Below are 18,121 nucleotides of genomic sequence, written 5' to 3'. Positions count from 1 at the left end.
ACACCGGCCACCGCTGCCGTACCCACCGGCCACCGCCGTCGTACCGGCTGCCCCCGCCGGCCCGGCCACCGCTGCCGTACCCACCGGCCACCGCCGTCGTACCGGCCGCCGCTGCCGTATCCAGCGGCCACCGCTGCCGTACCTACCGGCCACCGCCGTCGTACCAGCCGCCCCCGCCCTACGGGCCACCCCCGCCGGCCCGGCCACCGCTGCCGTACCCACCGGCCACCGCCGTCGTACCGGCCGCCGCTGCCGTATCCAGCGGCCACCGCTGCCGTACCTACCGGCCACCGCCGTCGTACCGGCCGCCCCCGCCCTACGGGCCACCCCCGCCAGCCCGGCCACCACAGTGTCCCCCGACCCCGGCCGACGTACCGGCCGCCCGCTCTGCCGGCGTCTTCCCGCCGGCCGGCCCGTGGCCTCGTTCGCCGTACGCTTGGTCACGATGAGACGCCGTACCCCTCCCCCGCCCTCTCCTCTCCCCCAGCGCGACGGGGTCGACGCGGTCCGGGTGCGGCTGCCGGGGACGGGGCGGTGGGCGACCGTGCGGGAACATCTGCGGGAGCGGTTCGGCGCGGCGCGGGCCGGGCTCGTCGAGGAGATGTTCGCGGCGGGGCGGATCGTCGGGGCCGACGGACGGGCGGTGGCGCCGGACGCGGCCTACGTGCCCGGCCTGTTCGTGTGGTTCCACCGGGAGCTGCCCGCCGAGGAGCCGGTGCCGTTCCCGCTGGAGGTCGTGTACCGCGACGATCACGTCGTCGTCGCCGACAAGCCACACTTCCTCGCCACCACCCCGCGCGGCGGCCATGTCACCGAGACCGCGCTGGCACGGCTGCGGCGCGAACTGGACCTGCCGGCGCTCGGCGCCGCCCACCGTCTCGACCGCCTCACCGCCGGACTGGTGCTGTTCACCGTGCGCCCCGAGGAGCGCGGCGCCTACCAGACCCTCTTCCGCGACCGGCGGGTGCGCAAGGTGTACGAGGCCGTCGCCCCGTACGATCCCGCGCTGGCCCTGCCGGTGACCGTACGCAGCCGGATCGTGAAGGAGCGCGGCACGCTGACCGCCCGTGAGGTGCCGGGCGAGCCGAACGCGGTCAGCCGCGTCGAGCTGGTCGAGCACCGGCCGGACGGCCTGGCCCGCTACCGGCTGACACCGCGGACCGGGCAGACCCATCAGCTGCGGGTGCACATGACCGCGCTGGGCGTCCCGATCCTCGGCGATCCCCTCTACCCCGAGGTGGCCGCCCCCTCCCCGGCCGGCGACTTCCGGCGCCCGCTGCAACTGCTGGCACGCAAGCTGGAGTTCACCGATCCGGTCACGGGGACGGCCCACCGGCTGCGGAGCGGGCGGACACTGGGCGCCTGGTCGTCGTACGACGACTGGGACGGCGGTCAGTAGCCGCGCCACCAGGCCAGGAAGCGCCGCCAGGCGTTCGGCCCGCGGGCCGGTTCCGGTGCGGGCGCGGCGGCGGGCGCCGAGGCCGGGGCGGCCCCAGGGCGGGGTGCGGTTCCCGGCAGGGGCTGGGCGGCGCGCGGCGCTGCGGCGGCGGAGCCGAAGGCGGCCGGGGCGGGAGCGGCCGTCCCGTGAAGCACCGGTCGCGGGGCCGGCGTTGCGGGAACGGCCGCCCCGGGACCAGCGGGCGCGGGGTCGCCCGGCGCCGGCCGGGGTTCGAGGGTGATCGGCGGCAGGTGGGGGCGCGGCTGCGGCACCAGGCCGTGGCTCGGCTTGGCGACGATGTCCTGCTGGGACTTCGGCTCGAACCGGACCGGCAGCTCCGTCAGGTGCCGTGAGGCGATCGACGTCGTCCAGCGCAGGTCCTCCTCGTCGCAGTCGAGCCGGATGTCCGGCAGCCGCATGAGCAGGGCGTCGACGCCGACGTCGGCGATGGCGCGGCCGATGTCCTGGCCGGGGCACTCGTGCGGGCCGCCGCCGAAGGCGAGGTGGGACCGGTTGCCCTGCATGTTGGCGGCGAGGTCGGGACGCACCCGCGGGTCGACGTTGGCCGGTGCGGGCGCGAAGAGGAGACCGTCGCCCTTGCGGATGCGCTGGCCGCCCAGCTCGGTGTCCTGCTTGGCGAAGTAGCCGAGGATCGCGCTGAACGGCGGCTCGTCCCACAGGGACTGCTCGACCGCCTCCGGCACCGTCATCTGCCCGCCGTTGAGCTGGGCGACGAACCGCGGGTCGGTGAGGACCATGCGCAGCGCGTTGGAGAGCAGGTTGACGGAGGCCTCGTAGGCGGCGAAGAGCACCAGGCGCAGGTGTTCGCGCACCTCGTCGTCGGTGAGTCCCGCCGGGTCGGCGATGAGGTGGCTGGCGAAGTCCTCGTCGGGCTGGGCGCGGCGGCGGGTGGCGAGACGGCTCACCGCCTCCATGACGTGGGAGTGGCTGGCGATCGCGGTGTCGGTGCCCTTGAGCGCGTCGCGGGCGGCCTGCACCATCCGGTCGTCGTACTCCTCGGGCATGCCGAGGATGTGGCACATGACGGCCATCGGGAGGTGTTCGGCGAACTGGCCGACCAGTTCGGCGCGGCCCTCCTCGCAGAAGCGGTTGACCAGGCGCTGGCTGGATCGGTAGATGTACCGGCGCAGGCTGCGGTCGTCGATGGTGGCCATGGCCGCGGTGACGGCGCCGCGCAGCCGCTTGTGCTCGTCGCCCTCGGCGTGGGAGCAGATCGGCTGCCAGGTGATGTGCGGCATCAGCGGGTGGTCGGGCTTGATCGTGCCCTCCCGCAGCGGGTTCCAGACGCGGATGTCGCGGGTGAACTGCGAGGGTGCGCGCACCATGTGCAGGTTCTCGGCGTGGCCGAGGACCACCCAGATCGGTACGTCGTCGTGGAGGAGCGCGGGTGCCACCGGGCCGTGCTGCTCGCGGAGCCGCTCGTAGAGGTCGTTCAGGTCCTCGGCGCCGGGGCCGTAGAGGCGGTGCAGTCCGCCGGGGCCGCTGCCGTGCGCGGGGCAGCCGGGGGGCGGGTCGAGGGCCAGGTCGTGCGGGCCGGTCGTCGGGGGGTGTTCAGGCGTCACAGGGGGTCGCTCCGAAACTGTGGGCGAACGGGGTGGGGGGCGGGTCAGGTGAGGCTGCGGGTGAGCGCCAGGGAGTGCAGGAAGCGCATCAGGGTCATCAGCACGTCACGGCTGGAGGCCCGGCGGCGTACGTCGCACTCGATGATCGGGACCTCGGGCGGCAGGTCGAGCGCGGACCGCAGGTCGTCGACGGGGTAACGGGGCCCGTCGGGGAAGGTGTTGACGGCGACCACGAACGGCACGCCGCGCTCCTCCAGCCGCCCCATGACCTCGTAGCTGACCTCGAGGCGGCGGGTGTCGACCAGGACGACGGCGCCCAGCGCGCCCTCGAACAGTCCGTGCCACAGGAACCAGAACCGCTCCTGGCCGGGCGTGCCGAACAGGTAGAGCACGATCTGGTCCGTGATCCGGATGCGGCCGAAGTCCATCGCCACGGTGGTGGCGGTCTTGGACTCGGAGCCGTGGTTGTCGTCGACGCCGATGCCGGCCTGCGTCATGGTCTCCTCGGTGGTCAGCGGTCTGATCTCGCTGACGGAGCCGACCATGGTCGTCTTGCCGACGCCGAAGCCGCCCACGATGACGATCTTGGCTGCCGCCGTGGTGGTGTGCGGCAGGTGATCCTCGGCCCGTGGTCCGGGGATCGTGTCAGAGCCTTTGAAGTCCATGCATCACCGCTTCGAGAAGGGAACGGTCGGCAACCTGCTGCCGGGCGATCGGGGCGCGCGCCTGTACGAGGTCGGCCGCCAGCATCTCGGTGAGCAGCACCGTCACCACGCTGAACGGCAGGCTGAGGTAGGCCGAGACCTCGGCCACCGACAGCGGGGCCTGGCACATCCTCAGCACCGCCGTCTGTTCGGGGGTGGCGGAGGAGGGCGGTTCGGCGTGCGCCACGACCAAGGTCACCAGGTCGAGGGGGGCGCGTTCACCGTCCGCGCCCGAGATGACGTACAGCCGCTCGACGTTCTTGCGCTCCCCTTCCTGCGGGACCGGCGCGGGAGGTTCCGGCAGAGGGTGCCGCCGCTGGCGTTGCGGAGGCGTCATACGCTCTGCCCGTTGTACCGGGGCGGGGTGGTCAGGTGGGCGCCGATGCGTACCACGAGGTCGCGCATCATGCCGCTCATCCGGCCGGCCTCGCAGCGCACGTCGGCGAGGACCGCGAGGTAGGCGTTGGCTCCGGCGGACATCAGGTAGAAGTAGCCGCCGTTCAGTTCGATGACGACCAGCTGCATCTCGCCGTCGCTGGAGTGGATCTCCTGGGCGACGGCACCGGCCAGGCTCTGCAGGCCCGCGCAGGCGGCGGCGACACGGTCGGCTGCGTCGGGGTCGCCGGCGTAGCGGGCGATGCGCAGTCCGTCGGCCGACAGCACGACGATCATCTCGATGCCCGGAACTCCGTCGTAGAGCTCCTTGAGCAGCCAGTCGAAGTTGGCGCGCTGCTGGATCACGTGAGGTCCCCCTCGTCGTCGGCCCCGGTCGTGGCCTGGTCGTCGATCAGGTGCAGATATGCGGTGGGATTGCGGGTGAAGTCGGTGGGGTGGACGTCCGACGGGATGTCCTTCTTCAGGCCCTCCCAGAAGGCCTCGAAGTGCACGCCGGGTTCGGCCCCGTCCTTCTTGGCCGCGGGCTGCGGCCGGGCCTGGGCGAAGGGGTCGGGCCTGCCTTCGCGCGCGGCGGCCTCGGCCGCGTCCTTGGCCGCGTACGCCTCGCGGTAGATCTCGCTGATGGGGACCGTGGCCTTGCTGCGGCGCTGGGGCAGGCCCTTGTCGGTCCACTCGGTGATGACCGGGATCTCGTCGTCGTCCAGGGAGACTCCGGCCGGGATGCGCGGGTTGGTGGGGCGGCGCTTCTTGGGCGGCCGCTTGGGGCCCTCGATGTTGCCCAGGTCGATCTGCGGCACGGAGGTGGCGCCGATGCCGTGGGCGAACCCGGGGGCGGGGTCGGTGGTGAGCATCTCGCTGGGCACGACCAGCACGGCGCGGACGCCGCCGTAGGCGGAGGTGCGCAGCGACACCTGCATGTTGAACGACGTGCACAGGCGGCCGACGACGGCCAGGCCCAGGCGCGGGGTGCCGCCGACGTCCTGGATGTCGACGCCGGCCTTGGCCAGTTCCAGCATGCGTTCGGCCTTGGCGCGCGCCTCCTCGCTGAGGCTGACGCCGGCGTCCTCGATCTCGATCGCGATGCCGGTCTGCACCTCGACGGCGTTGACGTGCACCTTGCTCTGCGGGGGCGAGTAGCGGGTGGCGTTGTCGAGGAGTTCGGCGGCCGCGTGGATGAGCGGTTCGACGGAGAGACCGCGGATGTTGACCTTGGCGATGGAGTCGAGCTGGATGCGCCGGTACTCCAGGATCCGGGACATGGCGCCGCGCAGCACGCTGTAGAGGGGTACCGGTCCGGGCCAGTTGCGGCCGGGGCGGCCGCCGCCGAGCACACCGACGGAGTCGGCGAGGCGGCCGATCAGCGCGTTGCCGTGGTCGATGCGCAGGAGGTCGTCGAAGACCTCGGGGTTGCGGCCGTGGTCCTCCTCCATCTCCCGGAGTTCCGCGGCCTGTTGGTGGACGATGGCCTGGACGCGCCGGGCGACGCTGACGAAGGAGCGCTGGGCGGAGTCGCGCAGGGCTTCCTCGTGGTCGACGATGTCGAGGATCTTCTTGATGACCTGGCGCTGGCCGTCGCCGAGTTCGTTGAAGGCTGGGTCGACCTCGGCGAAGTGCAGCATCACCTCTCTGGGGGAACTGCCCTTGCGCAGCCACTCCACCGCCTGCGGCACGAAGTACTGGGCGATGCGGACGTTCTGCTCGTCGTGGGCGGTGGTCCGCCGCTCCAGGTGGGCGACGCGCAGGTCCTTCTCCGCGCGCAGCTCCCGCAGATGCCGGCCGCGGCGGACCGACTGGGCCCCGCTCGCGATCACCAGGAGGGTCGCCACGGCTCCGCAGACGCCGACGGCGAGCCGGGCCGACGGTGCCACGAGGGCGGCGGCCGCTCCGGTCGCCGCGGCCATCAGTATCGCCGGCGGTACCAGCACACGGGCGGGGGCCGGTTCACGGCGACCGGGTGGGGACTGAACACTCACCATATGGGCACCCTCTGTAGGGACATGTCAGCATCTTCGGAATAATGGGGAACAGGCGCACGAATTCACCCCAACTCGGTGCGCCGCGGGCGAGCTTAGTCCGACCGGATCATCGCCGTGTCATATTCGGCGACCGCCTGAAATCGTGCGGGTGCATGGAGTAACCTCGACCGTTTCGCACGCTCCGGTTCCATTCGAACACGCTAGGTAACGACGAACGGGCATGCGGGCGAGCTCACCGGGACGGATGAACCGAACGACGCAAGGGCCCGTCGCGCCTCCCTCGTGGGCCGTCGACGCGCCGGGCCGGGCCGCCGGTGGAACGGGTGAACCCGCGGACGGGTGCTCGACCGCCGAGCGGCGGACGGAGGCAGCCGTCCCGACGGGCCCGGAGGGGCATGGAGGGCATGGAGAGCCGGGGACGCCGAGGCGTCCTGGCGGACGTGCGCAGGGCTCCACGGCGCGCACGCCGTCGCGTCGGCCGGAGCCCGCTCCGGGGGCGGCCGGGTGGCAATGGCAGCCGGCGCGCGCCCTCACCGGGCCGTGCGGCACGGCCCCCCGGCGCACGGATACGACCTGCCCACGCGAGCGCCCGCCCCCGAGCGCACCGCCCCCCTGTCCCGGCCGGCTCCGGGGGGCCTGTCACGGCTGACTCCGGAGGCCTGCCACGGCCGACTCCGGAGGCCTGCCACGGCCAACTGCGGGGGCCTGCCACGGCCAACTCCGAAGGCCTGCCACGGCCAACTCCGAAGGCCTGTCACGACCAACTCCGGGGCCGCCTGTCCCGGCCGGCTGCGGTCCTCGCCACCGATGTGACGGGCCGGTTCTGCGGCCTGTGTGACGGCCCCGCCTCATACGGCTGTGACGGCCCCGGACCCAGAGGGTCTGACACGCCCAGCCCAGAGCGTCTGACATACCCGACCCAGGAGGTCCGACAGGGCCGGCCCAGAGGGTCCGACAGGACCGGCCCCAGGGTCTGACGGGCCCCGCTCAGCCGGTCGTCCCGGATCCGCCCAGCGAGAGGCGGTCCGGGACCCTGCCGTGGCTCGGACAGCCCGGGTTCAGCCCACCGACGAGTACGCCACGACCCCGCGCAGCAGCCCGTCGACGGCCTTGCGGGCGGTCTTCGCCACGCTGGAGCCCTCCGGGGGAGCCGCCGCCGCGATCTGCCCGAGCACGTCGATCACCTGCTTGCACCAGCGGACGAAGTCCCCGGCCGGCATCTCCGCCTCCCGCAGCACCTCGTCGAGCCCCTTGCCGGAGGCCCACATGTACGCGGCCCAGGCGAAGCCGAGGTCGGGCTCGCGCTGCCCGACACCCTCCGTCTGGTTGATCCGGAAGTCCTCCTCCAAGGCGTCCAGCCGGCCCCAGATCCGCACCATCTCCCCCATCGCGGCCTTCGCCTTGCCGGAGGGCAGCTTGGGGGCCATGGCGTCGTCACCGACCCGCGCCTCGTACACCAACGCCGAGACACAGGCGGCCAGTTCGGCCGGGGCCAGCCCTTCCCAGACGCCGGCCCGCAGGCATTCGCTCGCCAGGAGGTCCAGCTCGCCGTACAACCGGGCCAGCCGCCTGCCGTGTTCGGTGACGTCGTCGCCGCGCAGGTAGTCCAGTTCGGTCAGCAGGGCCACGATCCGGTCGAAGGTACGGGCGATGGTGTTCGTCCGGCCCTCGATGCGCCGCTCCAGCTGCGAGGTGTCGCGCAGCAGCCGGTGGTAGCGCTCGGCCCAGCGGGCGTGGTCCTCGCGTTCGGCGCAGCCGTGGCAGGGGTGCGCGCGCAGCGCGGTGCGCAGCCGGGCGATCTCCCGGTCGTCCGCGGCCTGGGACCGCTTCTTGCGGGCCCGCTCCGGCGGGATGTGCCCGGCCTTGCTGCGCAGCGCGGAGGCCAGGTCCCGGCGGGACTGCGGCGAGCGCGGGTTGAACGTCTTCGGGATCCGCATCCGATCCAGCGGCTCGACCGGCACCGGGAAGTCGATCGAGGCGAGCCGTTTGACCTGCCGTTCGGCGGTCAGCACCAGCGGGCGCGGCCCGTCGTGGTGGTCGAAGCCGCGGTGGCCGCCTGCCCGCCCGGCGGGCAGGCCGGGGTCGAGGACCAGCGCCAGGCCGGCGTACTTGCCGGTGGGCACGTGGATGACGTCGCCCGGCTTCAGCTTCTCCAGCGCCACGGCCGCCTCGGCCCGCCGCTGGGCGGCGCCCTGCCGGGCCAGCTCCGTCTCGCGGTCCTTGAGTTCGCGGCGCAGCCGGGCGTACTCCTCGAAGTCGCCGAGGTGGCAGGTCATGGAGGCCTTGTAGCCCTCCAGGCCCTCCTCGTTGCGCTGCACCTGCCGGGAGATCCCGACCACCGACCGGTCGGCCTGGAACTGCGCGAACGACGTCTCCAGCAGCTCGCGCGAGCGGTGCCGCCCGAACTGCTCCACGAGGTTGACCGCCATGTTGTACGACGGCTTGAAGCTGGAGCGCAGCGGGTAGGTGCGGGTGCCGGCGAGGCCGGCCACCTGGTCGGGGTTCATGCCGCGCTGCCAGAGCACGACGGCGTGGCCCTCGACGTCGATGCCGCGCCGGCCGGCCCGTCCGGTCAACTGGGTGTACTCGCCGGGGGTGATGTCGGCGTGCTGCTCGCCGTTCCACTTGACGAGCTTCTCCAGCACCACCGAGCGGGCGGGCATGTTGATGCCGAGCGCGAGGGTCTCGGTGGCGAAGACGGCCTTGACCAGGCCGCGCACGAAGAGTTCCTCGACGACCTCCTTGAAGGTCGGCAGCATGCCCGCGTGGTGGGCGGCGATGCCCCGTTCCAGGCCTTCGAGCCACTCGTAGTAGCCGAGGACGTGCAGGTCCTCGCGGGGGATGGCGGCGGTGCGCTCCTCGACCAGGGCGCGGACCCGTTCCCGCGCTTCCTCGTCGTTGAGCCGCAGGCCGGCGTAGAGGCACTGCTGGACGGCGGCCTCGCAGGCGGCGCGGCTGAAGATGAAGGTGATGGCGGGCAGCAGCCCCTCGGCGTCGAGGCGTTCGATCACCTCGGGCCGGCCGGGCGTCCACACCCGGGAGCGCTGCCGGCGCTCGCGCTCGCGGTCGGCCTCCTTCATCCGCCCACGCCGGCGGTCCTGGTACGACGGCCTGCTCGCCTCCATGCGGGCCAGGCGCGCGAGGTCGGGGTTGACGGCCTTGCGGTGGCCCTCGCCCTCCTCGAACAGGTCGTACATCCGCCGCCCGGCGAGCACGTGCTGGAACAGCGGAACGGGCCGGTGCTCGGAGACGATCACCTCGGTGTCGCCGCGGACGGTGTCCAGCCAGTCGCCGAACTCCTCGGCGTTGGAGACGGTCGCGGAGAGCGAGACCAGGGTGACCGACTCGGGGAGGTGGATGATCACTTCCTCCCAGACGGCGCCGCGGAAGCGGTCGGAGAGGTAGTGCACCTCGTCCATGACCACGTACCCGAGGCCGTAGAGGGTCTGCGAGCCGGCGTACAGCATGTTGCGCAGCACCTCGGTGGTCATCACGACCACCGGGGCGTCGGAGTTCACGCTGTTGTCGCCGGTGAGCAGGCCGACCTTGGCGGAGCCGTAGCGGCGGCACAGGTCGGAGTACTTCTGGTTGGACAGCGCCTTGATGGGCGTCGTGTAGAAGCACTTCTTGCCCTGCTGGAGGGCGAGGTGGACGGCGAACTCGCCCACGATCGTCTTGCCGGAGCCGGTGGGCGCGGCCACCAGGACGCCCTTGCCCGCCTCGAGCGCCTGACAGGCCTCGATCTGGAAGGGGTCGAGGCCGAAGTCGTACATCTCGCGGAAGGAGGCGAGCGCGGTGGCCTGCTCGGCTGCGCGCCTGCGCGCAGCCGCGTACCGCTCGGCCGGTGAGAGGTCCTCTGTCATCGTGCTTTCGAGCGTACCGGGCCGCACTGACAACAGGACGATCATTATCCGGATCTGCTGCCGTGAAACGTCGATCCGCGCAGTTCAGGGGGTCGGGGCCGACGATGTCTGCCGTGCCGGTGCGGACCGGTGCGGACCGGTGCGGCCGGCCGTCCTACGACGCGGAAGCGGCCGGCGGCGCCGTGCGGGCGCCCCGGCCGCGGCCCGCGGTGGGGTGACGAGGCGGGTCGTCCCCGACGGTCACGCGAGTGACCTCGGGGAGTGTCCCGCCGTGGTGCAATGCTCAGGTCACGTCGTCGTAGCCGTTGACCCGTTCCGTGCTCGCCTGCTCCGGCAGGGCGCGGCTCGCGGCCACCGTCTCGACCTCGCCGATGTCCTCGGGGGTCAGGTCCAGCTCGGAGGCCTCGTCATCGGCGGGGCCCAGGGCGTCGCGGCGCCGCCTGCGGCGGTCGTTCAGCAGCGAGAAGGCGACCGCGCCGAAGTACAGGATCCAGATCGGTCCGGCGAGCGCCAGCATCGAGACGGGGTCGGTGCTGGGCGTGGCGATGGCGGCGAACACCGTGATGCCGATGATCATGGCGCGCCACCAGCCGAGCATGCGCCTGCCGGTGATGGCACCGGTCAGGTTCAGCATGATCAGCAGCAACGGCAGCTCGAAGGAGAGACCGAAGACCACGACCATGCGCGTGACGAGCTGGAGCAGGTCGTCGAGCGGCAGGAAGTTCTCGACGTCGGTCGGCGTGAACTCGATCAGCACCTGCGCGGTCGTCGGCAGCACCAGGTAGGCGAAGTAGCCGCCGCCCAGGAAGAGCGGGACACCGGTGCCGACGAATCCGTAGGCGTACCTGCGCTCGTGCCGGTGCAGCCCCGGGGCGACGAAGGCCCACAGCTGGTAGAGCCAGACCGGCGAGGCGAAGACGACGCCGGCCATCAGGGAGACCTGGAGCGCCAGGGTGAAGGGCGTGAGGAGACCGTTGATCGTGATCCGCGCGCACTGCTTGCTGGTCTCGCCCGACGAGCTGAGCTCGCTCTGGATCTGCTCGAAGGTCTTCCCGCAGCCGATCGAGTCGAGGATCGGCTTGGTGAGGAAGTTGATGATGTCGTTGTAGAAGAAGGCGGCGACGACCGTCACGAGGACGATGGCGAGCAACGCCTTCGCGAGCCGGTTGCGAAGCTCACGGAGGTGTTCCGCGAGGGGCATCCGCCCCTCGGGATCCTTCTCCTTCTTGCGGGCAGGCTTGAGCAACCCACGTTCCCATCTCGTGCGGCAGGCCGGGGGTCACCGGCCCTGCGTCAGCGCTTGGTCGAGTCCGTCGGCTCGCCGACCGGGCGCGAGCTGGTCACGTCGCCGGGGGCGGCCTGGATGGTGCGCTGAGCGGAGGGCTGCTCACCGGTGTTCGGCGGGCCGGCCGGGGTGGTGTTGCTGCTGCCCTCCTCCTTCATCGCCTTGGCCTCGCTCTTGAGGATGCGCGCGGACTTGCCGAGCGAGCGGGCCATGTCCGGAAGCTTCTTCGCGCCGAACAGCAGGATGATGACGACGAGGATGAGAATGATCTCGGGGGCGCCGAGCCTTCCGAACATAAGTCTTTACCTTCTCACCGAGGCGGCTGGGTGGGATGCTGTCCGACCGGTCGGACGATTCGTCCGAACGATCGTGCTGGCAGCGATCGTAACGCCGGGGGGTGAACGTGAGGCAATCCCCGTGCGTACTCCCGGTCCGCGGCCCGGGCCTCGTTTTCCGGACCGCGACCAGCAGCGTACCCGCCCGAACGGGCGTGACGGGAGGGCGAAGTCGCCCAAATCGCATTCGGCGCAGGACTCACAGCCCTGCCACAGCAGGTCTCACAGCGTGTCCACAGCCCGGCTCGCGCTCACGGCGGCCCGCTCCAGTTCCTCGGCCGCCCGGTTGATACGGCGGGCGGAGTCCGCGACCTGCTGTCCCAGGCGCCGTGCCTCCAGGAAGACCCGGACGGCGAACACAGCGAGGACGGCGAGACCCAGGAAACCCATGGCTACCGCGAACATCGGCCAGAACATGACGCCGAGCCTAGACCCTCCCGGCCGGGGCCCAGGACGCGTCGTCCTCCGGACCATCCCGCCCCGCAGTCCTTGCCCCGTCATCCCTGCCCCGCCGCCCCTGCCCCGTCGGCCCCGCCTCGTCAGTCCGGCCCCGCAGGTTCCTGCCCCGCGGCCGCGGCACCGTCCTGGCGGCACCGGGCCGACGACGGTGGTGCGCCGGGAGGCTGGCGCGCGGGGCGGTCGGCGCCCCACGCTCCCCCGGGCCGGCATCCCCCGTCGTCCCCGGCATCCCCCGGCATCCCCCGGCATCCCCCGGGGACGATGCGCCGAAGACGCCCTCAGAGCGTCGAGTGCAGCCGCAGGGTCCTGACCCCGCCGCCGGTGAGCAGCTCGACGATCCGTTCACCGGCCGGCTTGCGCACGGCGGCCCCGCAGTCGGGGCAGGTGAACGAGTAGAAGGTGGTACGGCTGGTGGCTCCGATGGCCAGCAGCAGCGCGCCGGCGGCGAGCTCGAACCGCCCCCGGCAGTCCGGACACCCGGCCCGGAACACCACGGGAGCCACGCTTCGCATCCCCGCGAACGCGGAGGCCACCGAGACCCCCCGCACACCGGACAGCCCCGTCTCACTCACTGCCTCTGCTCCCGCCCGTCGCCCTGACCGACCCACTGCCCGCCACCGGCCGTCCCGGCCGCGGCGTCATCCTGCCCAGCGGCCCGCGTCCCGGCCGCGGCATCGTCCTGCCCACCGGCCACGCCGCCGACCCGGCCGTCGGCCGCGGAACCGGTCCGCCCCCGCACAGCTGTGCCGCCCGGCTCACCGGCCACGGCACCGGCCTGCCCGGCAAGCCGCTCACCGGGCCGCCCGGGGTGCGCCTCTCCGAGATCCCCGGCGGTCCGGCCGCCGTGCTCCTGGGCCGTGTCCCGACGTCCGACGGGCGGAGCCTCAGCACGGCGTCCGGCGGAGGGGACGTCGTCCCCGCCCGCGCCGGACGGAACGTCGTCCCGGCGGGCCGCCTCCGCCTCGACCCCGTCGTACGCCGCGAGCGCCTCGCGGGCGGCGCGGCGGGCGCTGTCGGCGAGGCCCGGCGGCGAGACGATCCGGCCGTCGGGGCCCAGGCGCAGGGCGAGACGGCGCAGGGAGGCCGGTTCGGGGGTGCGCAGGGTGATGCGCAGACCGCCGTCGGGGAGCTCGTCGGCGTGGTCGTGGGGGTAGTACTCGGCGACCCAGCGCCCGCCGGGGCCGACCTCGACGACGACCTCCGGATCCTCGGCGGCCGGCTGGACCAGCCCCTCCGACAGGTCCCGCAGTTCGACCTCGGGCGGAGCGGACGGCTCGTCGAGGATCCTGATCTCGGCGACCCGGTCGAGGCGGAAGGTACGGCGCGCCTCGGAGCGGCGGCACCAGGCCTCGACGTAGGTGTGGCCGACGCTGACCAGGCGGATGGGGTCGATCTCCCGCTCGGTGACCTCGTCACGGGCGGGCGAGTAGTAGCGGATCCACAGCCGGCGCCGCTCGGAGATCGCCCGGTCGACGTCGGCGAAGACACCGCCCTCGGACTCGAAGGTCACCGACAGGCGTGAGCTGGCGCCCGCCGCCTCGCCGGCCGCGGTCTCCACCTTGGCCGTCGCCCGCAGCAGCGCCTGGCGGTCGCTCTCGCGCAGGCCCGGCAGCGTGGCCACGGCCCGCGCGGCCACCAGCAGCGCGGTCGCCTCGTCGGCGGCCAGCCGCAGCGGCTCGGCGGCGTCCGCGCCGAGTGCGGCCGGGTTGTGCCACCAGATGCGCTCGCCGTCGGTGTCGATGTCCAGCAGATCGCCGCCGCGGAAGCTGGTGCCGCACATGGGCAGCACGTCGAGGTCGGAGACCAGCTCGTCCTCGGTGATCCCGAAGGCGCGCGCCACGTCCTCGATCCGCGCCCCGGGCCGCTCCCGCAGATAGGTCACCAGGGAGAGCATCCGCCGGGTCTGGTCGATCGCGTTCGCCGGCCTGACCGGTTTGCCTGCCACTGTGTCGCTCGCTCCCCCTCAGCCCTTGGCCACGGCACGCAGCCGGTCCACCACGTCGGCCCGCAGCTCCGCGGGCTCCAGGACCACCACGTCCGGCCCGAACTCCACCAGCCAGGCGTCCAGCCCGTGCCCGTACGGAATCTCCAACTCGTCCCAGCCGTTCCCGAGTTCCCGCACCGCCGTCGCCTTCGCCCGCAGGGGGTACCCGGCGTCCGTGCGCAGCCGGATGAGGGCGCTGCGGTCGGCGGTCTCCCCCGCCCAGCCCGCGACGGTCTCCCGGACGGTCACCACGTCCGGGACGGCAGCGGTGAAGCGGCCGCCCCGGGAGCGCACCTTGCCGGTGATCCGGGACAGCCGGAAGACGCGTTCGGCGCCCCGGTCACGGTCCCAGCCCGCGAGGTACCAGTGGCCGCGCCAGCACTCCAGCGCCCACGGTTCGACGTTGCGGGGCTCGGGGTGGGCGGCGGTGGCCTTGCGGTAGTCGAAGGAGACCGCGCGGCGGTCACGGCAGGCCAGCATCAGCGGCTCGAACGCGGCCTCGTGCACCGGGATACGCGGCTCGAGGGCGCCGTGCGCCTCGTAGGGGTCGACGCCCTCGGGCAGTCCGGCCGCGCGCAGCTTCTGCAGCGCGCCGCTGGCGGCGCCGGCGAGCCGGGCCTGCTGCCACACCTTGGCGGCCAGCCCCAGCGCGGCGGCCTCCTCGGCGTCGAGGGTGATGGGCGGGAGGCGGTTGCTGTCGCGGCGGGCGAGGTAGCCGACCTCGCCGTCGATGCTCTCCACGGTCGCGATGACCAGGCCGAGCTCACGCAGGTCGTCCTTGTCCCGCTCGAACATGCGGTTGAAGGAGTCGTCGTTGCCCGCTTCCAGGTAGGCCTCGATGGACTCGCGCAGCTCGCGCTTGCTGAGCGGCCGCCGCGTCCCGAGCAGACACAGCGCCAGGTTCATCAGCCGCTCGGCCTTGGCAATGGCCATCGACGCCCTTCGCCTTCCTCATGGTGCTTCCGACGGATGACCGTACCGCTCCGCGGTGCCCCGGCAAAAGCCGAGGGCCCATGCCCGGACAGGCATGGACCCCAGGTGGTCGGAACCGGTCGCGCCCCGACCACCCCGACCGTTCGCACGACGACCGGACGGACCGGCCGCACGACGATCGGCCGCAGGACGATCAGACCCCGAGCAGGTCCACCACGAAGATCAGCGTCTCACCGGGCTTGATCGCCGGGGTGGGGCTCTGGTTGCCGTAGGCGAGGTGGGCCGGGATGGTCAGCTGACGACGGCCGCCGACCTTCATGCCCTGCACGCCCCGGTCCCAGCCCGCGATGACACGGCCGCCACCGAGCGGGAAGCGGAACGGGGTGCCCCGGTTCCAGCTCGCGTCGAACTCCTCACCGGTGCTGAAGGCGACACCGACGTAGTGCACGGTGACGGTCTGGCCCGCCTGCGCCACCTCGCCGTCGCCCTCCCAGATGTCCTTGATCTCGAGGTCCGCCGGGGGAGCGCCCTCGGGAAAGTCGATCTCGGGCTTCTCGATGCTCACGTCTCTAGCTCCACGTTCTTCTACGGAAAGGCAACAAGCACAGTCTTACACCTCGACGCCGTCACATCTTCGCGAGGATGTCCACCGTGAAGACCATCGTCGAGTCCTTCTCGATGCCACTGCCGGCCGGCGGCTCGTCGCCGTACCCCAGGTCCGGCGGAATGACGATGACGACCCGGCTGCCGACCTTCTTCCCGGTCAGCCCCTGCGACCAGCCCTTGACGACCTGCTGGAGCCCGAAGGACGTCAGCGCCTTGCGGGAGTACGTCGAGTCGAACTCCTTGCCCGTGTCCCACACGACGCCCTTGTACTGCACCAGGACGCTGTTGTCCGCGGCGACCGCCGCACCGTCACCCTCGATGACGTAGTTCGCCACCAGCTTCTTCGGCGGATCGACCTTGGGGATCTCGACGGAGGGCGCCTTGCCGTCGGTGTTCGTGCCCACCTTCGGCAGAGCGGCGTCGTCCTGCGCCACGTCCTTGCCCTCCGCCGAGCTGCTCGCGTTGAACGTGGCCTCCAGGTCCACCACGAACACCAGCGTGTCGGTGCCCTCGATACCCGCCTGCGAGTTGCCCTCCGTGCCGTACCCCCAGGTCGGCGGCACGGAGAACTCCACCCGGCTGCCCGTCTTCTTCCCCGTCAGGGCATAGCGCCAGCCGTCGATGATGCTCCCGCTCGCCAGCTGGATGACCAGCGGCGTCTTCCGGTCGTAGGAGTTGTCGAACACCTTCGCGGTGTCCCAGATCTGACCGAGGTAGTTCGCCTGGATGTAGTCGTTCTCCGCGACGGTCCGGCCACCGCCCGCGATCACCGTCTTCACCGCGAGCTGACCGGAAGGATCACCACTGCCCTTGGCGACCGTCGGCTTCTCCCCGAACTTCACCCCGGCCGTGATGGCCGGCAGCGGACCGTCCACGATCTTCGGCGCGGGCACGGCGGAGGCCTCCGAGGCGGAGGGCGACGCACTGCCGTCGGCCGAGCTCGACGAGTCGGACGAGTCGTCACCGCACCCGGCGAGCGTGACCAGTCCTGCGGGAACGGCGGCGAAGATGAGTGAGCGTCGGCGCACGGTGAAGGCCTCGTAATCGGTCGATCTGGTGAAGGGCGTGCGCGCAACTCTACGGCGTGAGAAGGGCGCCGCACGGAAAACGTACGGCGCCCGCGTTGCGTTCCGGAAGGGCACCCTTCCACCCGGACGGATCCAGGCCCCGGGACACCCGAACGCCTCACTCACATTCCGGCGATCAGCTTCTCCACCCGGTCGTCCACCGAACGGAACGGGTCCTTGCACAGAACAGTGCGCTGCGCCTGGTCGTTCAGCTTCAGATGCACCCAGTCCACGGTGAAGTCCCGCCGCTGCTCCTGCGCCCGACGGATGAAGTCACCGCGCAACCGCGCCCGAGTCGTCTGCGGCGGCACCGACTTGCCCTCGAAGATCTTCAAATCGTTGCAGATCCGCGCGGCCTGACCCTTCTTCTCCAGCAGGTAGTACAGACCACGACGACGGTGGATGTCGTGGTAGGCGAGGTCTATCTGCGCGACACGCGGATGCGACATCGTCATGTTGTGCTTGGCCCGGTACCGCTCGATGAGCTTGTACTTCATCACCCAGTCGATCTCGGTACCGATACGGTCCAGGTCCTCCGACTCGATCGAGTCCAGCGTCCGGCCCCACAGCTCCAGGACCTGCTCCACGGTACCCGTCCGGATACCCCGGCGCTCGCAGAAGTCCACGGCCTTCTCGTAGTACTCCCGCTGCACCTCCAGCGCCGACGCCTCCCGGCCACTGGCCAGACGCACCTTGCGCCGGCCGGTGATGTCATGGCTGACCTCACGGATCGCCCGGATCGGGTTCTCCAGCGTGAGGTCGCGCATCACCGTGCCCGCCTCGATCATGCGCAGCACCAGGTCGGTGGCACCCACCTTGAGCAGCATGGTCGTCTCGGACATGTTGGAGTCGCCCACGATCACATGCAGCCGGCGATACCGCTCCGCGTCCGCGTGCGGCTCGTCCCGCGTGTTGATGATGGGCCGGGAACGCGTCGTCGCCGACGAGACGCCCTCCCAGATGTGCTCGGCCCGCTGACTCACGCAGTACACGGCCCCGCGCGGCGTCTGCAGCACCTTCCCCGCCCCGCACAACAGCTGCCGGGTCACCAGGAACGGGATCAGGATGTCCGCGAGCCGGGAGAACTCCCCGTGCCGGGCCACCAGGTAGTTCTCGTGGCAACCGTAGGAGTTGCCCGCCGAGTCGGTGTTGTTCTTGAAGAGGTAGACGTCGCCCGCGATTCCCTCCTCGTGCAGGCGTCGTTCCGCGTCCACCAGGAGTCCCTCGAGAATGCGCTCGCCGGCCTTGTCGTGGGTGACCAGTTCGGTCACGTTGTCACATTCGGGTGTCGCGTATTCCGGATGCGATCCCACGTCGAGATACAGGCGGGCGCCGTTCCGCAGAAAGACATTGCTGCTACGGCCCCATGACACGACACGGCGGAAGAGGTACCGCGCCACCTCGTCAGGCGACAGGCGGCGCTGTCCCCTGAACGTGCACGTGACGCCGTACTCGTTCTCCAGCCCGAAAATGCGGCGGTCCATGACTGAAC

The 18,121-nt window shown here is 71.9% G+C and carries 15 protein-coding genes and 1 pseudogene; 1 reads left to right on the top strand and 15 read right to left on the bottom strand.

All coding sequences use genetic code 11. The features are described 5' to 3' along the window. Positions 1-445 precede the first annotated feature (445 nt). Positions 446-1,399, top strand: a complete 954-nt coding sequence (locus ACIP67_RS11175) for an RluA family pseudouridine synthase (RefSeq protein ID WP_401690669.1) — start codon at positions 446-448, stop codon at positions 1,397-1,399. Here ACIP67_RS11175 and ACIP67_RS11170 read toward each other — a convergent pair. The 15 genes and pseudogenes from ACIP67_RS11170 to pafA form a co-directional block, all read right to left on the bottom strand. Then, a complete protein-coding gene (locus ACIP67_RS11170; RefSeq protein ID WP_401690668.1) occupies positions 1,393-3,021 on the bottom strand; it encodes a cytochrome P450 in 1,629 nt (542 codons plus the stop codon). The genes ACIP67_RS11175 and ACIP67_RS11170 overlap by 7 nt on opposite strands. Positions 3,022-3,065: 44 nt before the next feature. Beyond that, complete coding sequence (locus ACIP67_RS11165) at positions 3,066-3,686, bottom strand: GTP-binding protein (protein ID WP_401690666.1); 621 nt, start codon at positions 3,684-3,686, stop codon at positions 3,066-3,068. After that, a complete protein-coding gene (locus ACIP67_RS11160) occupies positions 3,667-4,062 on the bottom strand; it encodes a DUF742 domain-containing protein (protein ID WP_401690664.1) in 396 nt (131 codons plus the stop codon). The genes ACIP67_RS11165 and ACIP67_RS11160 overlap by 20 nt, the downstream gene beginning before the upstream one ends. Further along, positions 4,059-4,466 carry a roadblock/LC7 domain-containing protein gene (locus tag ACIP67_RS11155; protein ID WP_389519815.1) on the bottom strand — a complete coding sequence of 136 codons (408 nt, stop codon included), beginning with the start codon at positions 4,464-4,466 and terminating at the stop codon, positions 4,059-4,061. Before ACIP67_RS11155 ends, ACIP67_RS11160 begins: the two co-directional genes overlap by 4 nt. Further along, positions 4,463-6,046 carry an ATP-binding protein gene (locus ACIP67_RS11150; protein ID WP_401690662.1) on the bottom strand — a complete coding sequence of 528 codons (1,584 nt, stop codon included), beginning with the start codon at positions 6,044-6,046 and terminating at the stop codon, positions 4,463-4,465. The genes ACIP67_RS11155 and ACIP67_RS11150 overlap by 4 nt, the downstream gene beginning before the upstream one ends. A gap of 1,109 nt (positions 6,047-7,155) precedes the next feature. Then, positions 7,156-10,005, bottom strand: coding sequence for a DEAD/DEAH box helicase (locus ACIP67_RS11145; RefSeq protein WP_401690661.1), 2,850 nt, complete (start codon positions 10,003-10,005; stop codon positions 7,156-7,158). A gap of 238 nt (positions 10,006-10,243) precedes the next feature. After that, entirely contained in the window at positions 10,244-11,206 is a 963-nt protein-coding gene (gene tatC, locus ACIP67_RS11140; protein WP_401690659.1) for a twin-arginine translocase subunit TatC, read from the bottom strand. A 47-nt stretch (positions 11,207-11,253) separates the two neighbouring features. Beyond that, positions 11,254-11,541: a Sec-independent protein translocase subunit TatA gene (gene tatA / locus ACIP67_RS11135; protein ID WP_401690657.1), complete on the bottom strand. Its 288-nt coding sequence runs from the start codon at positions 11,539-11,541 to the stop codon at positions 11,254-11,256. Between the two features lie 261 nt (positions 11,542-11,802). After that, positions 11,803-11,997 carry a hypothetical protein gene (locus tag ACIP67_RS11130; RefSeq protein WP_401690655.1) on the bottom strand — a complete coding sequence of 65 codons (195 nt, stop codon included), beginning with the start codon at positions 11,995-11,997 and terminating at the stop codon, positions 11,803-11,805. Positions 11,998-12,317: 320 nt separating this feature from the next. Next, a complete protein-coding gene (locus ACIP67_RS11125; protein WP_401690653.1) occupies positions 12,318-12,611 on the bottom strand; it encodes a hypothetical protein in 294 nt (97 codons plus the stop codon). 269 nt (positions 12,612-12,880) lie between these two features. Beyond that, positions 12,881-13,984, bottom strand: a pseudogene (locus tag ACIP67_RS11120) (helix-turn-helix transcriptional regulator); the annotation flags it as partial. A gap of 18 nt (positions 13,985-14,002) precedes the next feature. Next, complete coding sequence (locus ACIP67_RS11115; RefSeq protein ID WP_401690652.1) at positions 14,003-14,956, bottom strand: helix-turn-helix transcriptional regulator; 954 nt, start codon at positions 14,954-14,956, stop codon at positions 14,003-14,005. A 193-nt stretch (positions 14,957-15,149) separates the two neighbouring features. Next, a complete protein-coding gene (locus ACIP67_RS11110; RefSeq protein WP_401690650.1) occupies positions 15,150-15,521 on the bottom strand; it encodes an FKBP-type peptidyl-prolyl cis-trans isomerase in 372 nt (123 codons plus the stop codon). Positions 15,522-15,582: 61 nt separating this feature from the next. After that, positions 15,583-16,590, bottom strand: a complete 1,008-nt coding sequence (locus ACIP67_RS11105; protein ID WP_401690648.1) for an FKBP-type peptidyl-prolyl cis-trans isomerase — start codon at positions 16,588-16,590, stop codon at positions 15,583-15,585. Between the two features lie 161 nt (positions 16,591-16,751). Continuing rightward, entirely contained in the window at positions 16,752-18,113 is a 1,362-nt protein-coding gene (gene pafA / locus ACIP67_RS11100) for a Pup--protein ligase (RefSeq protein ID WP_030955459.1), read from the bottom strand. Positions 18,114-18,121 lie beyond the last annotated feature (8 nt).

Origin of the sequence: Streptomyces sp. NPDC088812 (genome assembly GCF_044750285.1) — a bacterium.
GTDB lineage: Bacteria > Actinomycetota > Actinomycetes > Streptomycetales > Streptomycetaceae > Streptomyces.
Note: the sequence above shows the minus strand (reverse complement) of the source record. Positions and strands in the feature narration are given on the sequence as shown.

Bases quoted from the DNA above. Each gene is read 5' to 3' on its own strand.
- ACIP67_RS11175 (WP_401690669.1), top strand. From the start codon at position 446: ATGAGACGCCGTACCCCTCCCCCGCCCTCTCCTCTCCCCCAGCGCGAC.
- ACIP67_RS11115 (WP_401690652.1), bottom strand. From the start codon at position 14,956: ATGGCCATTGCCAAGGCCGAGCGGCTGATGAACCTGGCGCTGTGTCTG.
- ACIP67_RS11160 (WP_401690664.1), bottom strand. From the start codon at position 4,062: ATGACGCCTCCGCAACGCCAGCGGCGGCACCCTCTGCCGGAACCTCCC.
- ACIP67_RS11165 (WP_401690666.1), bottom strand. From the start codon at position 3,686: ATGGACTTCAAAGGCTCTGACACGATCCCCGGACCACGGGCCGAGGAT.
- pafA (WP_030955459.1), bottom strand. From the start codon at position 18,113: ATGGACCGCCGCATTTTCGGGCTGGAGAACGAGTACGGCGTCACGTGC.
- ACIP67_RS11130 (WP_401690655.1), bottom strand. From the start codon at position 11,997: ATGTTCTGGCCGATGTTCGCGGTAGCCATGGGTTTCCTGGGTCTCGCC.
- ACIP67_RS11145 (WP_401690661.1), bottom strand. From the start codon at position 10,005: ATGATCGTCCTGTTGTCAGTGCGGCCCGGTACGCTCGAAAGCACGATG.
- tatA (WP_401690657.1), bottom strand. From the start codon at position 11,541: ATGTTCGGAAGGCTCGGCGCCCCCGAGATCATTCTCATCCTCGTCGTC.